Annotated in this window: 15 protein-coding genes; 7 read left to right on the plus strand and 8 right to left on the minus strand. The window is 32.3% G+C overall.

Annotated elements, in window-relative coordinates; all coding sequences use genetic code 11:
* Positions 1 to 67 precede the first annotated feature (67 nt).
* Entirely contained in the window at positions 68 to 823 is a 756-nt protein-coding gene (locus G508_RS0113390; protein ID WP_026705801.1) for a LytR/AlgR family response regulator transcription factor, read from the plus strand.
* A 95-nt stretch (positions 824 to 918) separates the two neighbouring features.
* On the opposite strand, the gene G508_RS0113395 is transcribed toward G508_RS0113390, so the two are convergent.
* The 3 genes from G508_RS0113395 to smpB all read right to left on the minus strand — a co-directional run bounded on the left by G508_RS0113395 (position 919) and on the right by smpB (position 2,822).
* Positions 919 to 1,101: a CsbD family protein gene (locus G508_RS0113395; protein ID WP_026705802.1), complete on the minus strand. Its 183-nt coding sequence runs from the start codon at positions 1,099 to 1,101 to the stop codon at positions 919 to 921.
* A gap of 158 nt (positions 1,102 to 1,259) precedes the next feature.
* A complete protein-coding gene (locus tag G508_RS0113400) occupies positions 1,260 to 2,306 on the minus strand; it encodes a Fic family protein (protein WP_026705803.1) in 1,047 nt (348 codons plus the stop codon).
* Between the two features lie 63 nt (positions 2,307 to 2,369).
* The gene (smpB, locus tag G508_RS0113405) at positions 2,370 to 2,822 is read right to left on the minus strand and encodes an SsrA-binding protein SmpB (RefSeq protein ID WP_026705804.1); all 453 of its coding nucleotides are present in this window, start codon (positions 2,820 to 2,822) and stop codon (positions 2,370 to 2,372) included.
* A gap of 147 nt (positions 2,823 to 2,969) precedes the next feature.
* On the opposite strand from smpB, the gene G508_RS0113410 reads away from it, so the two are divergent.
* Positions 2,970 to 3,656 (plus strand): OmpW/AlkL family protein, encoded by a 687-nt coding sequence (locus tag G508_RS0113410; protein WP_026705805.1) that lies wholly within the window; start codon positions 2,970 to 2,972, stop codon positions 3,654 to 3,656.
* Between the two features lie 81 nt (positions 3,657 to 3,737).
* Here the strand turns inward: G508_RS0113410 and rho are convergent, their stop codons facing one another.
* Entirely contained in the window at positions 3,738 to 5,525 is a 1,788-nt protein-coding gene (gene rho, locus G508_RS0113415) for a transcription termination factor Rho (RefSeq protein WP_026705806.1), read from the minus strand.
* Positions 5,526 to 5,710: 185 nt separating this feature from the next.
* Here rho and G508_RS0113420 point away from each other — a divergent pair, with 185 nt between their 5' ends.
* Complete coding sequence (locus G508_RS0113420; protein ID WP_026705807.1) at positions 5,711 to 6,124, plus strand: DUF4293 domain-containing protein; 414 nt, start codon at positions 5,711 to 5,713, stop codon at positions 6,122 to 6,124.
* A gap of 239 nt (positions 6,125 to 6,363) precedes the next feature.
* Positions 6,364 to 7,590, plus strand: coding sequence for an O-antigen translocase (locus G508_RS0113425; protein ID WP_051197653.1), 1,227 nt, complete (start codon positions 6,364 to 6,366; stop codon positions 7,588 to 7,590).
* A gap of 309 nt (positions 7,591 to 7,899) precedes the next feature.
* Here G508_RS0113425 and G508_RS0113430 read toward each other — a convergent pair whose 3' ends face one another.
* Positions 7,900 to 8,805 carry a glycosyltransferase family 2 protein gene (locus G508_RS0113430; RefSeq protein ID WP_026705809.1) on the minus strand — a complete coding sequence of 302 codons (906 nt, stop codon included), beginning with the start codon at positions 8,803 to 8,805 and terminating at the stop codon, positions 7,900 to 7,902.
* 49 nt (positions 8,806 to 8,854) lie between these two features.
* Between G508_RS0113430 and G508_RS0113435 the strand changes: the two genes are divergently transcribed.
* On the plus strand, positions 8,855 to 9,946 hold the full coding sequence (locus G508_RS0113435) for a glycosyltransferase (protein WP_026705810.1): 1,092 nt from the start codon (positions 8,855 to 8,857) through the stop codon (positions 9,944 to 9,946).
* A 9-nt stretch (positions 9,947 to 9,955) separates the two neighbouring features.
* A complete protein-coding gene (locus G508_RS0113440) occupies positions 9,956 to 10,351 on the plus strand; it encodes a sugar 3,4-ketoisomerase (RefSeq protein ID WP_026705811.1) in 396 nt (131 codons plus the stop codon).
* A gap of 3 nt (positions 10,352 to 10,354) precedes the next feature.
* Here the strand turns inward: G508_RS0113440 and G508_RS0113445 are convergent, their stop codons facing one another.
* The 3 genes from G508_RS0113445 to G508_RS0113455 are packed head-to-tail and all read right to left on the minus strand — an operon-like array spanning position 10,355 to position 13,138.
* Positions 10,355 to 11,296, minus strand: a complete 942-nt coding sequence (locus G508_RS0113445; protein ID WP_026705812.1) for a glycosyltransferase family 2 protein — start codon at positions 11,294 to 11,296, stop codon at positions 10,355 to 10,357.
* Position 11,297: 1 nt separating this feature from the next.
* Entirely contained in the window at positions 11,298 to 12,404 is a 1,107-nt protein-coding gene (locus G508_RS19030) for a glycosyltransferase (protein WP_051197642.1), read from the minus strand.
* A gap of 50 nt (positions 12,405 to 12,454) precedes the next feature.
* Positions 12,455 to 13,138 carry a cell division ATP-binding protein FtsE gene (locus G508_RS0113455; RefSeq protein ID WP_026705813.1) on the minus strand — a complete coding sequence of 228 codons (684 nt, stop codon included), beginning with the start codon at positions 13,136 to 13,138 and terminating at the stop codon, positions 12,455 to 12,457.
* Between the two features lie 190 nt (positions 13,139 to 13,328).
* On the opposite strand from G508_RS0113455, the gene G508_RS0113460 reads away from it, so the two are divergent.
* Positions 13,329 to 16,346: a tetratricopeptide repeat protein gene (locus tag G508_RS0113460; RefSeq protein ID WP_026705814.1), complete on the plus strand. Its 3,018-nt coding sequence runs from the start codon at positions 13,329 to 13,331 to the stop codon at positions 16,344 to 16,346.
* The last annotated feature ends 10 nt before the right edge of the window (positions 16,347 to 16,356 follow it).

Raw genomic sequence — 16,356 nt, forward strand, 5'->3', positions numbered from 1 at the left:
CATGACTTAATTATCAAATTATCAAATTATCTCATTGTCAAATCACCAAATTTTCAAATCACTAAAAATGAACATTATCATCATCGAAGACGAAAAACCAGCAGCAAGATTACTGCAACGAAAAGTCGAAAAATTAGGTTTGCAAGTCAATACACTTTTACATTCTGTCGAAGAAGCTTTGATTTGGTTTACAAAAAACGAGCATCCCGATTTGATTTTCCTCGACATTCAGTTATCCGATGGGTTGTCTTTTGAGATATTTGAGAAAATAGAAATAAAAAGTGCTGTAATCTTCACAACAGCTTATGATGAATATGCTCTAAAAGCTTTTAAACTCAACAGTATTGACTACCTTTTGAAGCCAATTGATGAAGACGAACTGGAAGTTGCTGTAGAAAAATTCAGATCCAGAACACCAAAGCCCGAAAACCTGCAGTTCGATTTTGAACAAATAAAAAAAATGTTGATAAATCCAGCCGAAAAGACCTATAAATCAAGGTTCACGGTAAAAGTTGGTCAGCATTTAAAAGTCATTACGACAGATGAAATTGAGTGTTTTTACAGCGAAAACAAAGGAACTTATCTTCATACAACTGAGAACAGAGACTACCTGATTGATACAACTTTAGAAGTTTTGGAACAAGAAATGAATCCGAAAGATTTCTATCGAATAAGTAGAAAATTTATCATTCCGTTAAAGTCAATCAAGGAAATAGTGGTGTATAGCAACTCTCGACTCAAGCTGATTTTGCCAACATATAAGGACGATGAGGTCATTGTTAGCCGAGAAAAAGTAGCTGATTTTAAAGAATGGATTTCATAAAAAAAAACTGCTTCAACATAAACTTGTAAATCAATACAAGCTAGTTGAAGCAGTCCGTTTTTTAGTTTTAGTCTTTCTAAGAAGTTACCTTCAAATTAATCAAACATCGATTTGATTTCTTTTTCAGTCTTTCCTAGTTTTTGTTGCAATTTTCCCCACATCTCTTGTTCTTTACCTTCTTCGTATAACAAATCATCGTCTGTCAAGTCGGCAAATTTTTGTTTAAGTTTTCCTTTAAACTCTTCCCAGTTTCCTTTAATTTCATTTGAATTCGGCATAGCTTTTAATTTTTAGTTATTAGTAAAATTCTTTTTCTAATACAAAGTTGGCTTTTTTGTAAATGAAAAGGTTATGGGATTTTTCTAAAAAGTTATAATATATTTTTTATAAAAGAAAACGCTCTAATTTTAGAGCGTTTCCAATAGAATATTTCAAATTACATACCAATAATAGAAATATATCTTTCGAGACTTTCTTTTTCAATCCTTGCAATAAATAATAAAAAATCTTCTTTGTTGGATGAAGTTTGTGCTTTCTCTAATGATTGATAATATTCCATTCTCGTGTCATAATCACCCTTGATGTTGGCAATGATGAAACCATGTGAAAGCAAAATCAAGTTCATGATTAATCGTGAAGTTCTCCCGTTTCCATCAATAAAAGGATGAATGGTTACTAAACGTTCATGCATTTCTGCAGCTAAAACCACTGGATGCAAAGATTTTTTATTAGATTCATACCAAAAAAAATAATCTTCCATTTGTTTCGGCACGATAAAAGGCTGAGGTGGCATGTGCAAACTACCTTTAATCATGACTTGAACTTTTCTATATCTTCCTGCATCTTCTGGATGAATTCCTCTCAAAATTAAATTATGAATAGACAAAAGTTCTCTTTCATTTAATATTGAGTTTTTTTCCATCAGATGCTTGATATAGCCAATCGCTTCTTGATGGTTAATCGCTTCGAGATGTTCTCTCATGCTTTTTCCCGAAACGGTCAAACCTTCATTAATGACCAAATCGGTTTCTCTCAAGGTTAAAGTATTACCTTCTATCCTGTTACTTTCAAAAGTATATTCTAGTTCTAGGGCTTGGGCAATTCTATAACTGTCAAACGCTCTAACTTTATCTAGCTTAGATTTTAGAGTATCAATTTCATCAAGGATTTTTTTTAGCGATTTTGAAACATTTTTTTTTGGCGTTGCATAATAGCGCATTTCTTGTTCAGCAACCATCATTGCTTTTAGGCCAAATTCTTCATTTCCTATTTCATAAAGGATTTTTTCTTTGAGCCAAGCCACCATTAAAGTTTCTAAATCAATTTCCAAGATCGATGCAAGTTTAATGACTTGATCGCGAGTTGGTTTTCGAGTACCAGACTCGAACTTGCTAACCAAAGCTTGATCGATTTCCAAAAGCATTGAAAGCTCTCGTATTTTAAGCCCCTTTTGTTCTCTTGCATTTTTTATTAGCTCCTTCATTTTTAATGACTTTATCGTTCATGACAAATTTAGTCATTTTTTTTTATAAAAAAAAACTTTTTATCAAAAAGCTTTTTTTATTCGATCAATATCTCTTTTAGTATCTTGTTCTTTGAGAGATTCTCTTTTATCATAGGTTTTTTTTCCTCTTGCCAATCCAATCTCAAGTTTGGCTAATCCTTTTTCATTGGTAAAAAGTTTAAGCGGAACGATTGTCAATCCTTTTGCTTGAACATTTCTTGCTAGGGTTTTGAGTTCTCTTTTTTTTAGCAACAGCTTTCGTTCACTTCTAGACTTATGATTAAACTGATTTCCAAAAGCATATTCTTCAATATAAGTATTGATAGCAAAAAGCTCATTGTTGGTAAATTCGCAAAAGCTTTCGGTAATGTTAGCTTTGCCCATTCGGATCGATTTTATTTCGGTTCCAGCCAAAACAATTCCAGCAGTATAGGTTTCGATTATTTCATAATCAAAGCGAGCTCTTTTATTTAATATATTGACCGTTTTTAGCATAGGATTGCAAATGTAGTGACTAATTGGTAAAACCGCAATCCAGAAAGAAAAATAGTCGATCAAATATTTTTTAAACAATGATTTTTGTCAGTTTTTGCTTTTTATTTCAGCTATAAATTTGAACTATAATTTAAAACCAAAATAAAAATGAAAAAAGTAGTTTTAGCTTTTATGGCGTTATCGTTATTAAGCATAAATTTTGCAAATGCACAAGAAGAAAACAAGACTCAAGATTTTAAAAAATGGCAAGTTAGAGTTAGAGGTGTTGGTGTAATTCCTACCGAAAGTGCAGAAATTGGTGTAATAGGTGGAGATGCAAACATCTCTAACACCTTCATTCCTGAACTGGATTTTACCTATTTTTTTACCAAAAATATTGCGGCCGAATTAATTTTAGGGACTACCAAACATGATGTGAAAACAGTAGGTTCGGATATTTCGGCAGTTGGCGGACCAACAAATGCTTCAGTCGATTTGGGGAGCGTTTATCTTTTACCGCCAACTTTAACATTGCAATATCATTTTTTCCCTACAGAAGAAAAAATATTTAAACCCTATATTGGAGCAGGAATAAACTATACGATTTTTTATAATCAAGAAGCTGGAAGTGTTGTTAAAGGCATTGAATATGAAAATGCTTTTGGATTTGCTGGCCAATTAGGATTCGACTTGATGCTAGACGACACGTTTTTTATAAATGTTGATATCAAAAAGTTATTCCTTTCTACAGATGTAACAGTTGATGCTTCGAATCTAGCAGCCGGACTTTCAATTCCGGCAAAAGTTGATATTGATCCTTGGTTGTTAGGATTTGGTGTTGGAATGAAATTTTAGATTTTTTTCAAAATAAAAAGTCCTTTATAAATCAACAGCGATTTGTAGAGGACTTTTTCTATTATTTCAAGTAATTATTTCTTAGTCATTCATCGAGATCAAGAATTCTTCATTGTTTCTAGTTTTCTTGAAACGGTCGTTGATAAAATCCATTGCTTCAACCGGATTCATATCAGATAGATATTTTCTCATGATCCACATTCTCTGTAATGTTTTCTCATCAAGCAACATATCGTCTCTTCTCGTACTTGAAGAAGTAAGATCGATTGCTGGGAAAATACGTTTGTTGGCAATTTTTCTATCCAATTGCAATTCCATATTTCCAGTTCCTTTAAATTCCTCAAAGATCACTTCGTCCATTTTAGAACCAGTTTCAGTCAAGGCTGTTGCGATAATACTCAACGAACCTCCGTTTTCTACATTTCTTGCAGCACCAAAGAATCGTTTAGGTTTTTGAAGTGCATTTGCATCAACACCACCACTCAATACCTTACCAGAAGCAGGCTGAACAGTGTTATAGGCTCTTGCTAAACGGGTAATTGAATCCAAAAGAATGACAACATCGTGACCACATTCTACTAAACGTTTTGCTTTTTCAAGTACAATATTGGCAATTTTAACGTGTTCTTGAGGTTCTCTATCAAAAGTTGAGGCAATAACTTCTCCTCGAACGCTTCTTTGCATATCTGTAACTTCCTCAGGACGCTCGTCTATCAAAAGTACAATCAAATAAACTTCAGGATGATTTGCAGCAATTGCATTGGCAATATCTTTCAAAAGCATGGTTTTACCTGTTTTTGGCTGAGCCACAATCATACCACGTTGCCCTTTTCCTATTGGAGAAAATAAATCGATGATTCGGGTAGAAATATTGCTTTGTTTTTCGGCAATTCTGAATTTTTCAGTAGGGAAGACAGGAGTAAGGTGTTCAAAAGAAATTCTGTCGCGAACCACTTGAGGATCATGTCCGTTGATTTTCAAAACGCGAACTAAAGGAAAAAATTTCTCTCCTTCTTTTGGAGGTCGAACTACTCCTTTTACGGTATCTCCAGTTTTTAGACCGAACAATCTAACTTGAGAATTCGATAAGTAAATATCATCAGGTGAAGCTAGGTAATTATAATCAGATGAACGGAGGAATCCATATCCGTCAGGCATCATTTCCAGGACACCTTCACTTTCTATGATTCCATCAAATTCAAAATCGGCATCACGGAAATTGTTTTTCTTTCCTTTAAAGTTTGGATTTTGGTTTCCATTAGGAGTCTGATTGCCGTTCTGATTTTGATTTTGATTTTGATTTTGATTTGGGTTTGGCTTCTGGCTTTGATTTGGGTTTGGTTTTTGGTTCGGATTCTTTTGAATCTTAGTTTCCGCTGGATTTGCAGTTTCCACTTTTTCAGCAGTAGGTTCAGCAGGTATTTTTTCTATAATGTTATCAACTTTTTCCTTTTGAATAGCGTTGTTAATCTTATTTTCATATTTGGCTTTGTTGAATTTTATAACTTTTCGTTCTTTTGGAACTTCTGGAGCGACTGGAGTTTCTTGCGTTACTTCTTTTGCAGGAACTTCTTTTTCTTGAACGGTCTCTGGAGTATTATTTTCAGCTTTCGAAAATAAATCTGAATTTTCTTGAGTGGTTGTAGCTGGATTCTTTTTTGCTGGAGCAATCCTAGCTCTTTTTGATTTCGTGGTATCTTCGGTAATTGTATTGTCTTTCGTAGCAACTTCTTGAGTTGCAACTTGGCGTTCTAAAATTTGAGAAATTAAGGTTTCTTTTTTAACGCCTGTTGCTTTTATTTTAGCCAATTTAGCTATTTCTTGAAGCTCAGCAAGCTTCATTTCTTTTAATACAGAAATATCAAACATGTAGTTTATTTGAATTAATTAATTTGGAAAGGTGGTTTGAGATATTGTAGTGCAATTTTTTCTAGTGCAACCCGTCAAAGAATGAAGTACTTAAGGAATTGCCATGCAATAATACGAATAAAATTTAATCATACAATAGTATTTTTAAAAAAGAAAATATATTTTTGTGCTAGAAAATTATAAAGATGCTTCAAAGAATACAAACCGTATATTTGCTAATTGCTTTAATCATTACAGGAGTTTTGCCATTCTTTTTCCCGTTGTGGACCATGAGTGATCAAAAAGATTTTTATTTTCTGTTTGATATCAAGTATGTTACTGCATTTGGCTTGAGCACAACATTATCGTTATTGAGCATTATTTCATATAAAAAAAGACAAAATCAGTTTGTTATTGGCCGACTGAATATCATATTGAATTTAATTTTATTAGGATTATTTGTTTACCGTTTACTAAAATTATCTGGAGAAGCCGTTACGGTTTCTGAGAAAGGTATTGGAATGTTCCTCCCGATTGTTGCTATCGTTTTTTTGGTCTTGGCCAATAAAGCCATCAAGAAGGATGAAGATCTTGTAAAATCTGTGGACCGATTGAGATAAACCTATAAACTTAGTTTATTAGTGCGAAGAAAAACCCAAGCGAAAGTTTGGGTTTTTTTTGGTTGAATAATTTATACTGTTCAAGAAATCTTCGGATGTTTTAATTCAAGGAAGTATTCTATATTTGTTTAAAATAAGATTTTCCCAAAGTACAAAATGATTTTAAACCACTCCTAAATTTGGAAATTATTAAAAAAATACTGCAATCACAATTATTCAAGATATCTTCCTTGAATAGTGTGAGTGTTTTGATTAAAATTGGGATTGGTTTGATTACTTCTAAAGTCATTGCGATTTTTATTGGACCTTCAGGAATGGCATTGATTGGAAATATGCGAAACTTTATGACCTCCATTGAAAGTATTGCTACATTGGGATTAAATGGCGGTATTATTAAAACTGTTGCAGAAAATAAGGACGATTCTGAAAAAATAAATAAAATACTTTCAACAATTTTTATAGCTTTTTTAGCCGTTGCAATCTTATTAAGCATTGTTTTACTTCTTTTTGCAGATTATTTTAATCATAAAATTTTTGGACAGAATTATCAGTATTCATTTGTTTTTAAGGTTTTGGCTGTTGCCATTCCATTTTATACACTATCAATATTTTTATTGTCGGTTATTAATGGTTTAGGGAAATTCAAGAATGTTATCTATATCAATATAGTGGGAAACATTATTGGGCTTTTGGTTTCTGTACTATTGATTATGTATTTCCAAACTCTAGGTGCTTTATTGGCAATAGTTATAACACCTTCTTTATTGTTTCTAGTAACTTTATATTTTATCAATAAAGAAATTTCCATTTTAAATATTTTACGAAAAAAAAATTTTGATTTTGCCGTTATAAAAGATCTTTCTTCATATTCTTTGATGGCTTTATTTTCGGGTATTTTTGGATCGTTAATTTATCTTGCAATACGTAAAAACGTTATTGCTACTGTGGGAATACAAGAAGCAGGCTATTGGGAATCGATAACGAGAATTTCGGGATATTATTTGATGTTTGCTACTACTTTGATATCTGTTTACTATTTGCCAAAACTTTCTACTTCTAAAAAGAACGAAGAGACTAGAGCTATATTTTTGAGCTACTTTAAAAATATACTTCCCGTTTTTATTTTAGGTGTAACAGTTATTTATTTTTTGCGGTTTTTTATAATCAAAATATTATTTACAAAAGAATTTATTCCTGTTGAAAACTTGTTTTTTTGGCAACTATCTGGAGATATTTTTAAAGTAGCTTCCTTTATATTAGGCTATCAGTTTATTGCTAGAAAGATGACAAAGATTTTTATCCTAACTGAAGTTTTTTCTTTGACCTTGATGTTTGCTAGTAGCTATTACTTAACATTTCTATTTGGTATTGAAGGGGTTGTAATGGCTCATGCTGTTACTTATTTTGTTTACTTTATTGTATTGGTTTTTTATTTTCGGAAAACTATTTTTTTTAAAAGAAATTGATTTCTCCTTGGCGAAAGTTAAGAGTTTTTAGATTATAATTATACTCTTTAAGACTATTATTAACGCTTCTTAAATTAGTATGCTAATGAATTAAATAAAGCTTCTTTTTTGTCTTAAAAAAGAAACTTTTTGTTTGCTGACCAACAAATTATCTAATTGTTATGCGGTTCAATTAAAATTGAGATTAATGAAGTAAATGAAATTTTAAATTTAGTAATGAATAAAATTTAATAATGCTAAAAAAACTTCAACATAATAATATTCAGTTTCACTCTTACAAGTAACAATAAAAGAGGATAGAAAAAATTTCTATCCTCTTTTATTTAGTATAAGCAGCCGAACTTTTATCTCTAACCCAATATATCTTAAACCTAAAAAAAAATTACCTGTCTTAATTGCTATTTTAGTTTCAAACCGAATTCTTTTTAAAATAGCTCTATGTTCTTCTTTGGATTGATTTAATTTTAACGCATTTTGCAGGATGTTGTAAGTTGAAAAACCTAATTTCCAAGTCTTCCTGTTCCATTTTCGTGCCCTGTAAGAAGTTAATGAAGTTTTTAATTCTCTTTTTTTTACGAGAATTGTATCAATAAAGTCAAAATTATAATAACGGGCTGTTTTAATCCAAAGGTCATAATCTTCATAAGCAAGGCTTTCATCGTATCCCGAAAAACGATCATATACTTCTCTTCTTACCATGGATGAAACCGAACAAACATTGTTTTGCATATTTAATAAGCCTTTGTATATATTACCTGATCTGTTTTCTTTTCCAGATGTATTAGTAGTGTAAATTTCAAAAAAGTTACCAATTGTGTTGTTACTTTCGTCAATTAACTCTAATCCTCCATACACAATTCCTAGATTTTCATAAGTAGAATTTTGAAATTGATTGATTTGTAATGCTACACAATTTTCCATCAAAACATCATCTGCAGCCAAATCAATAATATAATCTCCTTTGCTAATTTTTAGACCTTTGTTGAATGCTTTTGTATTTCCCTGGTTTTTTTTATTTGCAATAAATGGAATTTCTGGATGATTTTTTAGCCATTCGTTTATGACATTAACTGAATTATCACTGCTACTATCGTCTACAATAATCAATTCAATGTTTTTGTAGGTTTGATTAATAACCGAATTCAATGCTTCAACAACAAATTGTTCATGATTATAACACAAACAAATAATGGTTACTAGTGGAGTATTTTGCATAAATTCAGTTAAGTGTTTTATATTTGTTTACGAAAATAGGAATTCAAAAATGAATAAGGAAAAAACAGACTTTAAAATTGCAATCATCGGGGATTTTCTCGGTGGTGGTGGTGCGGAAAAAGTGCATGCAACATTGTCGGTCTTTTTTGAGAAGAATGGTATTTCGGTTCATAATGTTACTATTTTTGATAATGTTTCCTATGAATATTCGGGTGAATTATTGAATTTAGGTAAGATGGAAAACAAAACCATTTTTGATAAGCTCAAGAAAATTTATGTACTGAAAAAATATTTACGCAAACATAAAGTGGACCGTATTGTTGACTTTCGTTACCGTGTAAATCAAATCAATGAATTGTTGATGTTTTATTATGTCTATAATGCACCAGTTATTTATACCGTTAGAAGTGGAATTATTGAATTTTATATTTCTAAAAACAAAATAATTAAAAGTTTAATTTATAAAAGAGCAAAAGCAATACTGACTGTTTCTAGGAGGATTACGGAAGTATTACAAAAAGAGTTTGAGATTCCGGTAGTCACTATTTACAATCCTTTTGATTTAGAACGGATAGAACAGAAAAGCGATCTTTTTATTCCAGAAGAAACTCATTATGTAGTAGCTGTTGGTAGGATGAATGATCGGGTCAAACAATTTGATATACTTATTGAGTCTTATTCAAAATCAATTTTGCCAGATAGTGGTATAAAGCTTTTGATTTTAGGAGAAGGACAATACTTAAACGAATTAGAAGTATTGGTAGAACAAAAAAAACTAAAAGATAAAATAATTTTTAAAGGTCATCAAAAAAATCCTTATCCCTATCAAAAAAATGCGCTTTTCTCAGTTTTGTCCAGCCAGAATGAGGGTTTTCCTAATGTAATTGTAGAAAGCCTTGCAGTTGGCACTCCGGTTGTTTCTTTTGATTGTTTTTCAGGTCCAAATGAGATCATAACACACAAACATAATGGACTTTTAGTAGAAAATCAAAACCTACTGAAATTAACCGAAACAATGAACGAAATGATTGAAAATAAAGATTTATATTATTTTTGTAAATCCAATGCAATTGCAAGTGTTCAAAAATTTGCGTTAGAAAACATAGGGAAACAATGGTTGGATTATTTAAAATATACGTAAGTTAGCCTTATGAACATAGAGATCATAGAAATTCCTAAAAAAGAAGACTTTCGCGGTAACCTTGCCATTATAGAAAATGATACAGTTCCTTTTGAAATAAAAAGGGTATATTATCTTTTTGACGTTCCAAGTAGTTCGCAAAGAGGAGGTCACGCTCACAAGAATCTAAAGCAATTGCTAATTCCCGTTTCGGGAAGTTTTGATGTGGTCCTAAAAACGTCAAGCGAAATACAAAAAATAACGTTGAATAAACCAGATAAAGGATTGCTCATTCATGAAAATATTTGGAGAGAATTAGAGAATTTTTCTTCAGGATCCGTTTGTTTGGTTTTGGCTTCGGAAGTTTTTAGCGAAGAGGATTATATTAGAAATTACGACGAATTTTTAGAATATAACAAAAAATAGCTTTTAATAAGAAGTTACCCTCCAGCCTTTCAGTAATAAAAAAACTTTAACTTTTTTGATGCATAGTAAAATTGTTTTCGGCATTCGTATCAATATCCTTTGAGAAAAAGTCAGATTCTTAAAATCAATCGACTGCACTAATCTTCTAAATTCAGTTTTGTTACCGGCTAATTTGCAGTGCTTTGCTAAAACATAGCGTTCAAAATCAATATATTTTTTTAAAGTTGGGCTTTCTTTTTCCCAATCAATGTATTTATTCAAATCGGGAATTTTCTTGCCTTTGATACCGGAAGTGGTAATTTGATTTTCTGAAAAAATGGTGTAGCCTACTTCGGCACTATTATAAAAGGCCAGATCTGAGAAATTGTTTGCACGGATATTGAAATCTATGTCTTCGGAAAAATCTATGTTTTCATCATAGTATCCAATCTTTTCATAGAGGTCTTTATTGAGGCACAGGCTCGAATGAATGTAGAAACCTTGACCTGTATTTCTCTCAAAAAAATCAGTGATCAAATGATATTCATCCAATTTCAAACCAATTGATTTCACACTCGGTCTCATCAATAATTTATCTGGAAAAATCTCAACATAACTGGTAGCAAATAAGCTCACTTCGGGGAAAGTATCAACGAGAATTTTTATTTTCTCAAGAAATTGAGGTTTCCAGACATCATCTGCATCTAAAAAAACAACAAATTGTGCCTTTGCATTTCTAATACCAGTATTTCTAGTGGCCGAAAGTCCTTTGTTCTTCTCATGATTAATGAAACGAATTTTTTTGGAGTTAATCTCTTTTGCTTTTTCCAAACTTTTATCGGTAGAACAATCATTCACAATAATAATCTCGAAATCTTGAAAATGTTGATTCAATATACTTTTCAAAGCCTCTTGAATGTAGTTTTCTTTATTGTAGAGCGGAATTATTATGGAAAAGAAAGGCATATTAATTTTCTTTAAATATGAAGTCGAATAACGAATTCCAATTTTTGAAATCGGGAGTTTTTATTGAGGTATTTACGCAACTTTTAGGAAGCTTATTCTCTACATAATCAGTCATTAATTTTGCAAGTGTTTGTGGCTTTTGGGGTTCAAAATAATGCACTTTCTCATAAACTCCAACAGTTTCCTTTGCATAAAGCAAATCGATTGCAAAAATAGTTTTGTCAAATTGTTTGAACTCAGATAACGGCAATCCCCACGTTTCCAATCGGGAAGGAAATACTAATACATCAACAGTATTGTAATAGTCTAAAACTTCTTTACGTGACAACAATCCTATGCACTTGATTGCAGGGTATTTCTTGGTATATTCTACAATATAATTGGCATATTTATTCATGTTCTTCTCTAAAGTAAAACGAATTTCAATTCTTGATTGGATGTTTTCAGGCAGAAGAGTAAAAGCATCTACAATGTATTCAAAATTTTTGAACATTCTTGGGAAACTCGGATAGAAGAAATGAATCTTCTCAGGATTTAGGGTTGCTTTATAGATTGAACTTTTAACTATAATTTCGGGATGTGCAACTATTACATTGTCAATTCCGAACAACTGTTGAAAAGATGCTTTGATTGCATTTTGTTGTACAATAACTGCCGTATTACTTTTTATATTGATTTGATACAAATACTTATAAAACAAAGAAAACAGACAAATTTTGAATCCAAATCGCCAATCTTTCAAGGTAGGTTTAAAAAATGGAGTAGGATTGTGGCAATATACAAACTTTTTTTTAGCGAAAACATTTGGAGAAATATCGTGGAGTGAAAACCAAATATCAGCATCAAGCTGTTTGGATAATTTCTTAAAATAAAAGTATTCGTAATAAAGCCTAGTGAACCACGATTGCTTCGATTTTGGAAATTCAATGTAGTCAACATTAGGGATGTCAAACAAGGATTTGTTGTTGACAAGTGCAATAATTCTTATGTTTTTTCCGATATTGTAGTTTGATAAAGCATACAAACAATCCGTAATTATGGATAATAATCCGCTATTGGTCATGTTAATACCAGAAATTACAATTGTCTTTTTTGCAGTATCAATCAAATTAGGGATGTTTAAATTTTAAAAGTCAAAAAGAACAATTAACAGTAAAATTAAACGGTTCGTTGCACTACTTCAAAAATAGTCCCGTTTTCACATTTTAAAGTCTTAGAAGGGAATTTCAAGAGTACTGCATAATCATGGGTTGCCATAATAACGGTTTTGCCATTTTCATTGATTTTTCTTAAAACGTTCATGACTTCGGCACTCGTTTGAGGATCCAGATTTCCTGTAGGTTCGTCGGCTAAAATGAGTTCAGGATCATTGAGCAAAGCTCTTGCAATAGCAATTCGTTGTTGTTCTCCTCCTGATAACTGATGTGGCATTTTTTTAGAAAAATTTCGCATGTCAACTTTTTCCAAAACTTCGTCAATTTTGAGTTGCATCTCCTGTGCGTCTTTCCATCCAGTCGCTCTCAAGACAAATAACATGTTTTCGTTAATGCTTCTATCGGGAAGTAATTTGAAATCCTGAAAAACGATTCCAATTTTTCTTCTCAAATAAGGAATATTTTTTTCTTTCAAAGTAGCCAAATTAAAGTCAACAATGCTGGCTTGTCCTTCTGTTAGAGGCAAATCAGCATAAAGCGTTTTCATGAAACTACTTTTCCCGGATCCCGTTTTTCCAATAATATAAATAAACTCTCCTTGGTTAACTTCGAGGTTAACGTTGGATAAAATCATATTTTTTTCTTGATAAATGTTTACGTTTCTTAAAAAAAGTACCGGTTGTGACATATTTGGATTTGTTTTGCTGTAAAAGTACTAAGATAACGCTGGTATTCAAAATAAATTTTGAGGAACTTCGAGCAATTTGATTTTAACATAATCCTAACAACAAATCCTTTAAAACTTAGGCAACAATCCTAAAAAAGATGCGTTATACCAAAAGGAATTTGATATATTTGAATTTTAAAACCAAACCACCATGCATAAATATTCCTGGATATTGTTCCCGCTTTTAACAGCCGGAGTTTCCACCACAGTTTCTGCCCAAAAATCAGAAATTTATACCCATGATTTAAGAGATTTCAACCGAGCCATCGAGCTTTATAAAGACAAGCAATACCTTTCGGCTCAAATTATTTTCGAAGAAATAAAACAGCAAAATAACAGCCAAGAAGTTCAAGCGGATTGTGCCTATTATATTGCCAACTGTGCCATCCGACTCAATCAGCAAGGAGCCGATAAATTGATGGAAGATTTTGTTCGAAATTACCCAACAAGTTCCAAACAAAACCAAGCTTATATTGAAGTGGCACACTACTATTTTGAGCAAGGTCAATATCCACAAGCCTTGGAATGGTTTGACAAAGTAGATGAAAGCACTTTGAGTAACGATGAAATTGAAAAGTTCAACTTTCAAAAAGGGTATGCCTATTTTACTGCAAAAGATAAAAAGCAGGCTACGTCCTATTTCAACAAGGTTGCCAATTCTCAGGAATACGGTTCTCAGGCAAAATATTATTTAGGTTTTATTGCCTATGAAGCTGATGATTATACAGAAGCAACGAAGCAATTCGATCAGGTTTCGGGCGAAGAAAAGTATCAGGAAAAAATGTCATATTTCCAAGCTGATATGAATTTCAAGCTTGGGAAATTTCAGGAAGCAATAGATTTAGGCCAGAAAGCAATGGCGAAATCTAATGCTCAAGAAAAATCGGAGTTGAACAAGATTATTGGTGAAAGCTATTTCAACTTGAAGCAATATGATAAAGCAATTCCTTATTTGACCCAGTATAAAGGCAAAAAAGGTAAATGGAACAACACTGATTATTATATCTTAGGATATGCCTATTATCAACAAAAGGATTATGAAAATGCAATTGCTCAGTTCAATAAAATTGTGGACGGGAAAGATTTCGTAGCACAAAATGCCTATTATCATTTAGGCGAAAGCTATTTGAAAACGGATAAAAAACAACAAGCTCTGAATGCTTTCAAGAATGCTTCGGAAATGGATTTTGATTTGAAAATTCAAGAGGATGCCTATTTCAATTATGCCAAATTGAGCTACGAAATTGGAAATTCCTACCAGAGTATTCCTAGCGTTTTGAGTGCTTTTATAGACAAATATCCTTCAAACCCTAACAAGCCAGAGGTCGAAACGTTATTGATTAACTCCTACATAACTTCTAAGAATTATAAAGAAGCCTTAGTTTTATTGGAAAAAAATAAAAGTTTTGCCAACAAGCAAGCTTATCAGAAAGTTACTTTTTATAGAGGCTTAGAGTTATATACCGATGGAGTTTATCAAGAAGCTTTATCGATGTTTAAAAAATCAATTGCAGAGCCACGTGATCCGAAATTTACTGCAAGGGCTACATTTTGGAAAGGTGAAACCGAATATGTGCTTGGAAATTTTAGCGAATCACTGCTAAGTTTCAAGCAATTTGGAGGTTCGGCTGAAGCCAAAAACACGCCAGAATTCAAGAATTTTAATTATAATTTGGCCTATGCCTATTTCAAATTAAAAGAATATGATCAGGCCATTACTAATTTTCAAAGTTATATTGACAAAAGCAAAGATGACAAGGTTCGTTTGAATGATGCCTATCTTCGTTTGGGCGACAGTCATTTCGTTTCTACGAAATATTGGCCTGCAATGGAAGCCTATAACAAGGCAATTGATCTAAAAGGCGTGGATGCCGATTATGCTGCTTTCCAAAAAGCAATCAGCTATGGTTTTGTTGCCCGAAATGACAAGAAAATAGAGGACTTGAATAAATTTATTCAAGCTTTTCCAAAATCGCAGTACCGTGATGATGCCTATTTTGAGTTAGGAAATACTTATACTGCCGAAAACAAAGCCGACAATGCAATTCAAACCTACGACAAGCTTTTATCTGAATATAAAAATGGATCATATGCTTCAAAAGCGATTTTACGCCAAGGGTTGATTTATTACAATTCTAATAAATCAGAACCAGCATTGGTGAAATTCAAAAAAGTGGCTGCTGAATTCCCAAATACACCTGAGGCACTCGAAGCGGTTTCGACAGCTCGTTTGATTTATGTTGATGCAGGAAAAGTTAGTGAGTATGCAAGTTGGGTAAAAACGCTCGATTTTGTTGAAATTACAGATGCCGAATTGGATAATGATACCTATGAAGCTGCAGAAAAGCAATATTTGCAAAACAATGCGAAGCAAGCTATTTCAGGATTTACAGGTTATATTGCTTCATTCCCGAACGGTGTTCATGCCTTGAAGGCAAATTTCTATCTGGGCCAACTTTATTATGCCGATGGACTCGAAAACAATGCCGTTCCAAATTATGAATTTGTAGTAGCAAAACCAAGAAACGAATTTACAGAACAAGCTTTGGTTCGCCTGTCACAGATTCATCTGAAAACTAAAAATTATGACAAGGCTATTCCGGTTTTAATTCGATTGGAAACGGAAGCCGATTATCCTCAAAACATCACTTTTGCACAAGCCAATTTGATGAAATCTTATTACGATAAGGCTGATTATGCAAATGCTGTAACTTCTGCCGAAAAAGTGTTGGCTAATCCAAAAACGGATGATAAAGTGAGAAGTGATGCCCAAATTATCGTAGCACGTTCGGCAGTTAAAACCAATGATGAAGCCAAAACGAGAATTGCTTATGCTAAATTATTGACAATAGCTAAAGGAGAAATGGCAGCCGAAGCGTTATATTATGATGCTTATTTCAAAACAAAGGATGGTAAATTTGAAGAATCGAATAAATCAGTTCAAAAATTGACAAAAGATTATTCGGGTTATAAATATTTTGGTGCAAAAGCCTTAGTGTTGATGGCTAAAAATTTCTACGGATTAAAGGATAGTTTCAATGCGACTTATATCTTGGAAAATGTGATCAAGAATTTTACAGATTATCCAGATGTGGTCGAGGAAGCTCAAAAAGAGTTGACCATCATCAAAGTGGAAGAAGCTAAAACCAATTCATCCATCCAAAACTAATAAGCAATTA

Origin of the sequence: Flavobacterium soli DSM 19725, assembly GCF_000422705.1 — a bacterium.
Classification (GTDB): Bacteria; Bacteroidota; Bacteroidia; order Flavobacteriales; family Flavobacteriaceae; genus Flavobacterium; species Flavobacterium soli.

What these genes read in the sequence shown, in the direction of transcription:
- G508_RS0113390 (WP_026705801.1), top strand. Translation starts at nt 68, where the DNA reads ATGAACATTATCATCATCGAAGACGAAAAACCAGCAGCAAGATTACTG.
- G508_RS0113395 (WP_026705802.1), bottom strand. Translation starts at nt 1,101, where the DNA reads ATGCCGAATTCAAATGAAATTAAAGGAAACTGGGAAGAGTTTAAAGGA.
- G508_RS0113400 (WP_026705803.1), bottom strand. Translation starts at nt 2,306, where the DNA reads ATGAAGGAGCTAATAAAAAATGCAAGAGAACAAAAGGGGCTTAAAATA.
- smpB (WP_026705804.1), bottom strand. Translation starts at nt 2,822, where the DNA reads ATGCTAAAAACGGTCAATATATTAAATAAAAGAGCTCGCTTTGATTAT.
- G508_RS0113410 (WP_026705805.1), top strand. Translation starts at nt 2,970, where the DNA reads ATGAAAAAAGTAGTTTTAGCTTTTATGGCGTTATCGTTATTAAGCATA.
- rho (WP_026705806.1), bottom strand. Translation starts at nt 5,525, where the DNA reads ATGTTTGATATTTCTGTATTAAAAGAAATGAAGCTTGCTGAGCTTCAA.
- G508_RS0113420 (WP_026705807.1), top strand. Translation starts at nt 5,711, where the DNA reads ATGCTTCAAAGAATACAAACCGTATATTTGCTAATTGCTTTAATCATT.
- G508_RS0113430 (WP_026705809.1), bottom strand. Translation starts at nt 8,805, where the DNA reads ATGCAAAATACTCCACTAGTAACCATTATTTGTTTGTGTTATAATCAT.
- G508_RS0113435 (WP_026705810.1), top strand. Translation starts at nt 8,855, where the DNA reads ATGAATAAGGAAAAAACAGACTTTAAAATTGCAATCATCGGGGATTTT.
- G508_RS0113440 (WP_026705811.1), top strand. Translation starts at nt 9,956, where the DNA reads ATGAACATAGAGATCATAGAAATTCCTAAAAAAGAAGACTTTCGCGGT.
- G508_RS0113445 (WP_026705812.1), bottom strand. Translation starts at nt 11,296, where the DNA reads ATGCCTTTCTTTTCCATAATAATTCCGCTCTACAATAAAGAAAACTAC.
- G508_RS0113455 (WP_026705813.1), bottom strand. Translation starts at nt 13,138, where the DNA reads ATGTCACAACCGGTACTTTTTTTAAGAAACGTAAACATTTATCAAGAA.
- G508_RS0113460 (WP_026705814.1), top strand. Translation starts at nt 13,329, where the DNA reads ATGCATAAATATTCCTGGATATTGTTCCCGCTTTTAACAGCCGGAGTT.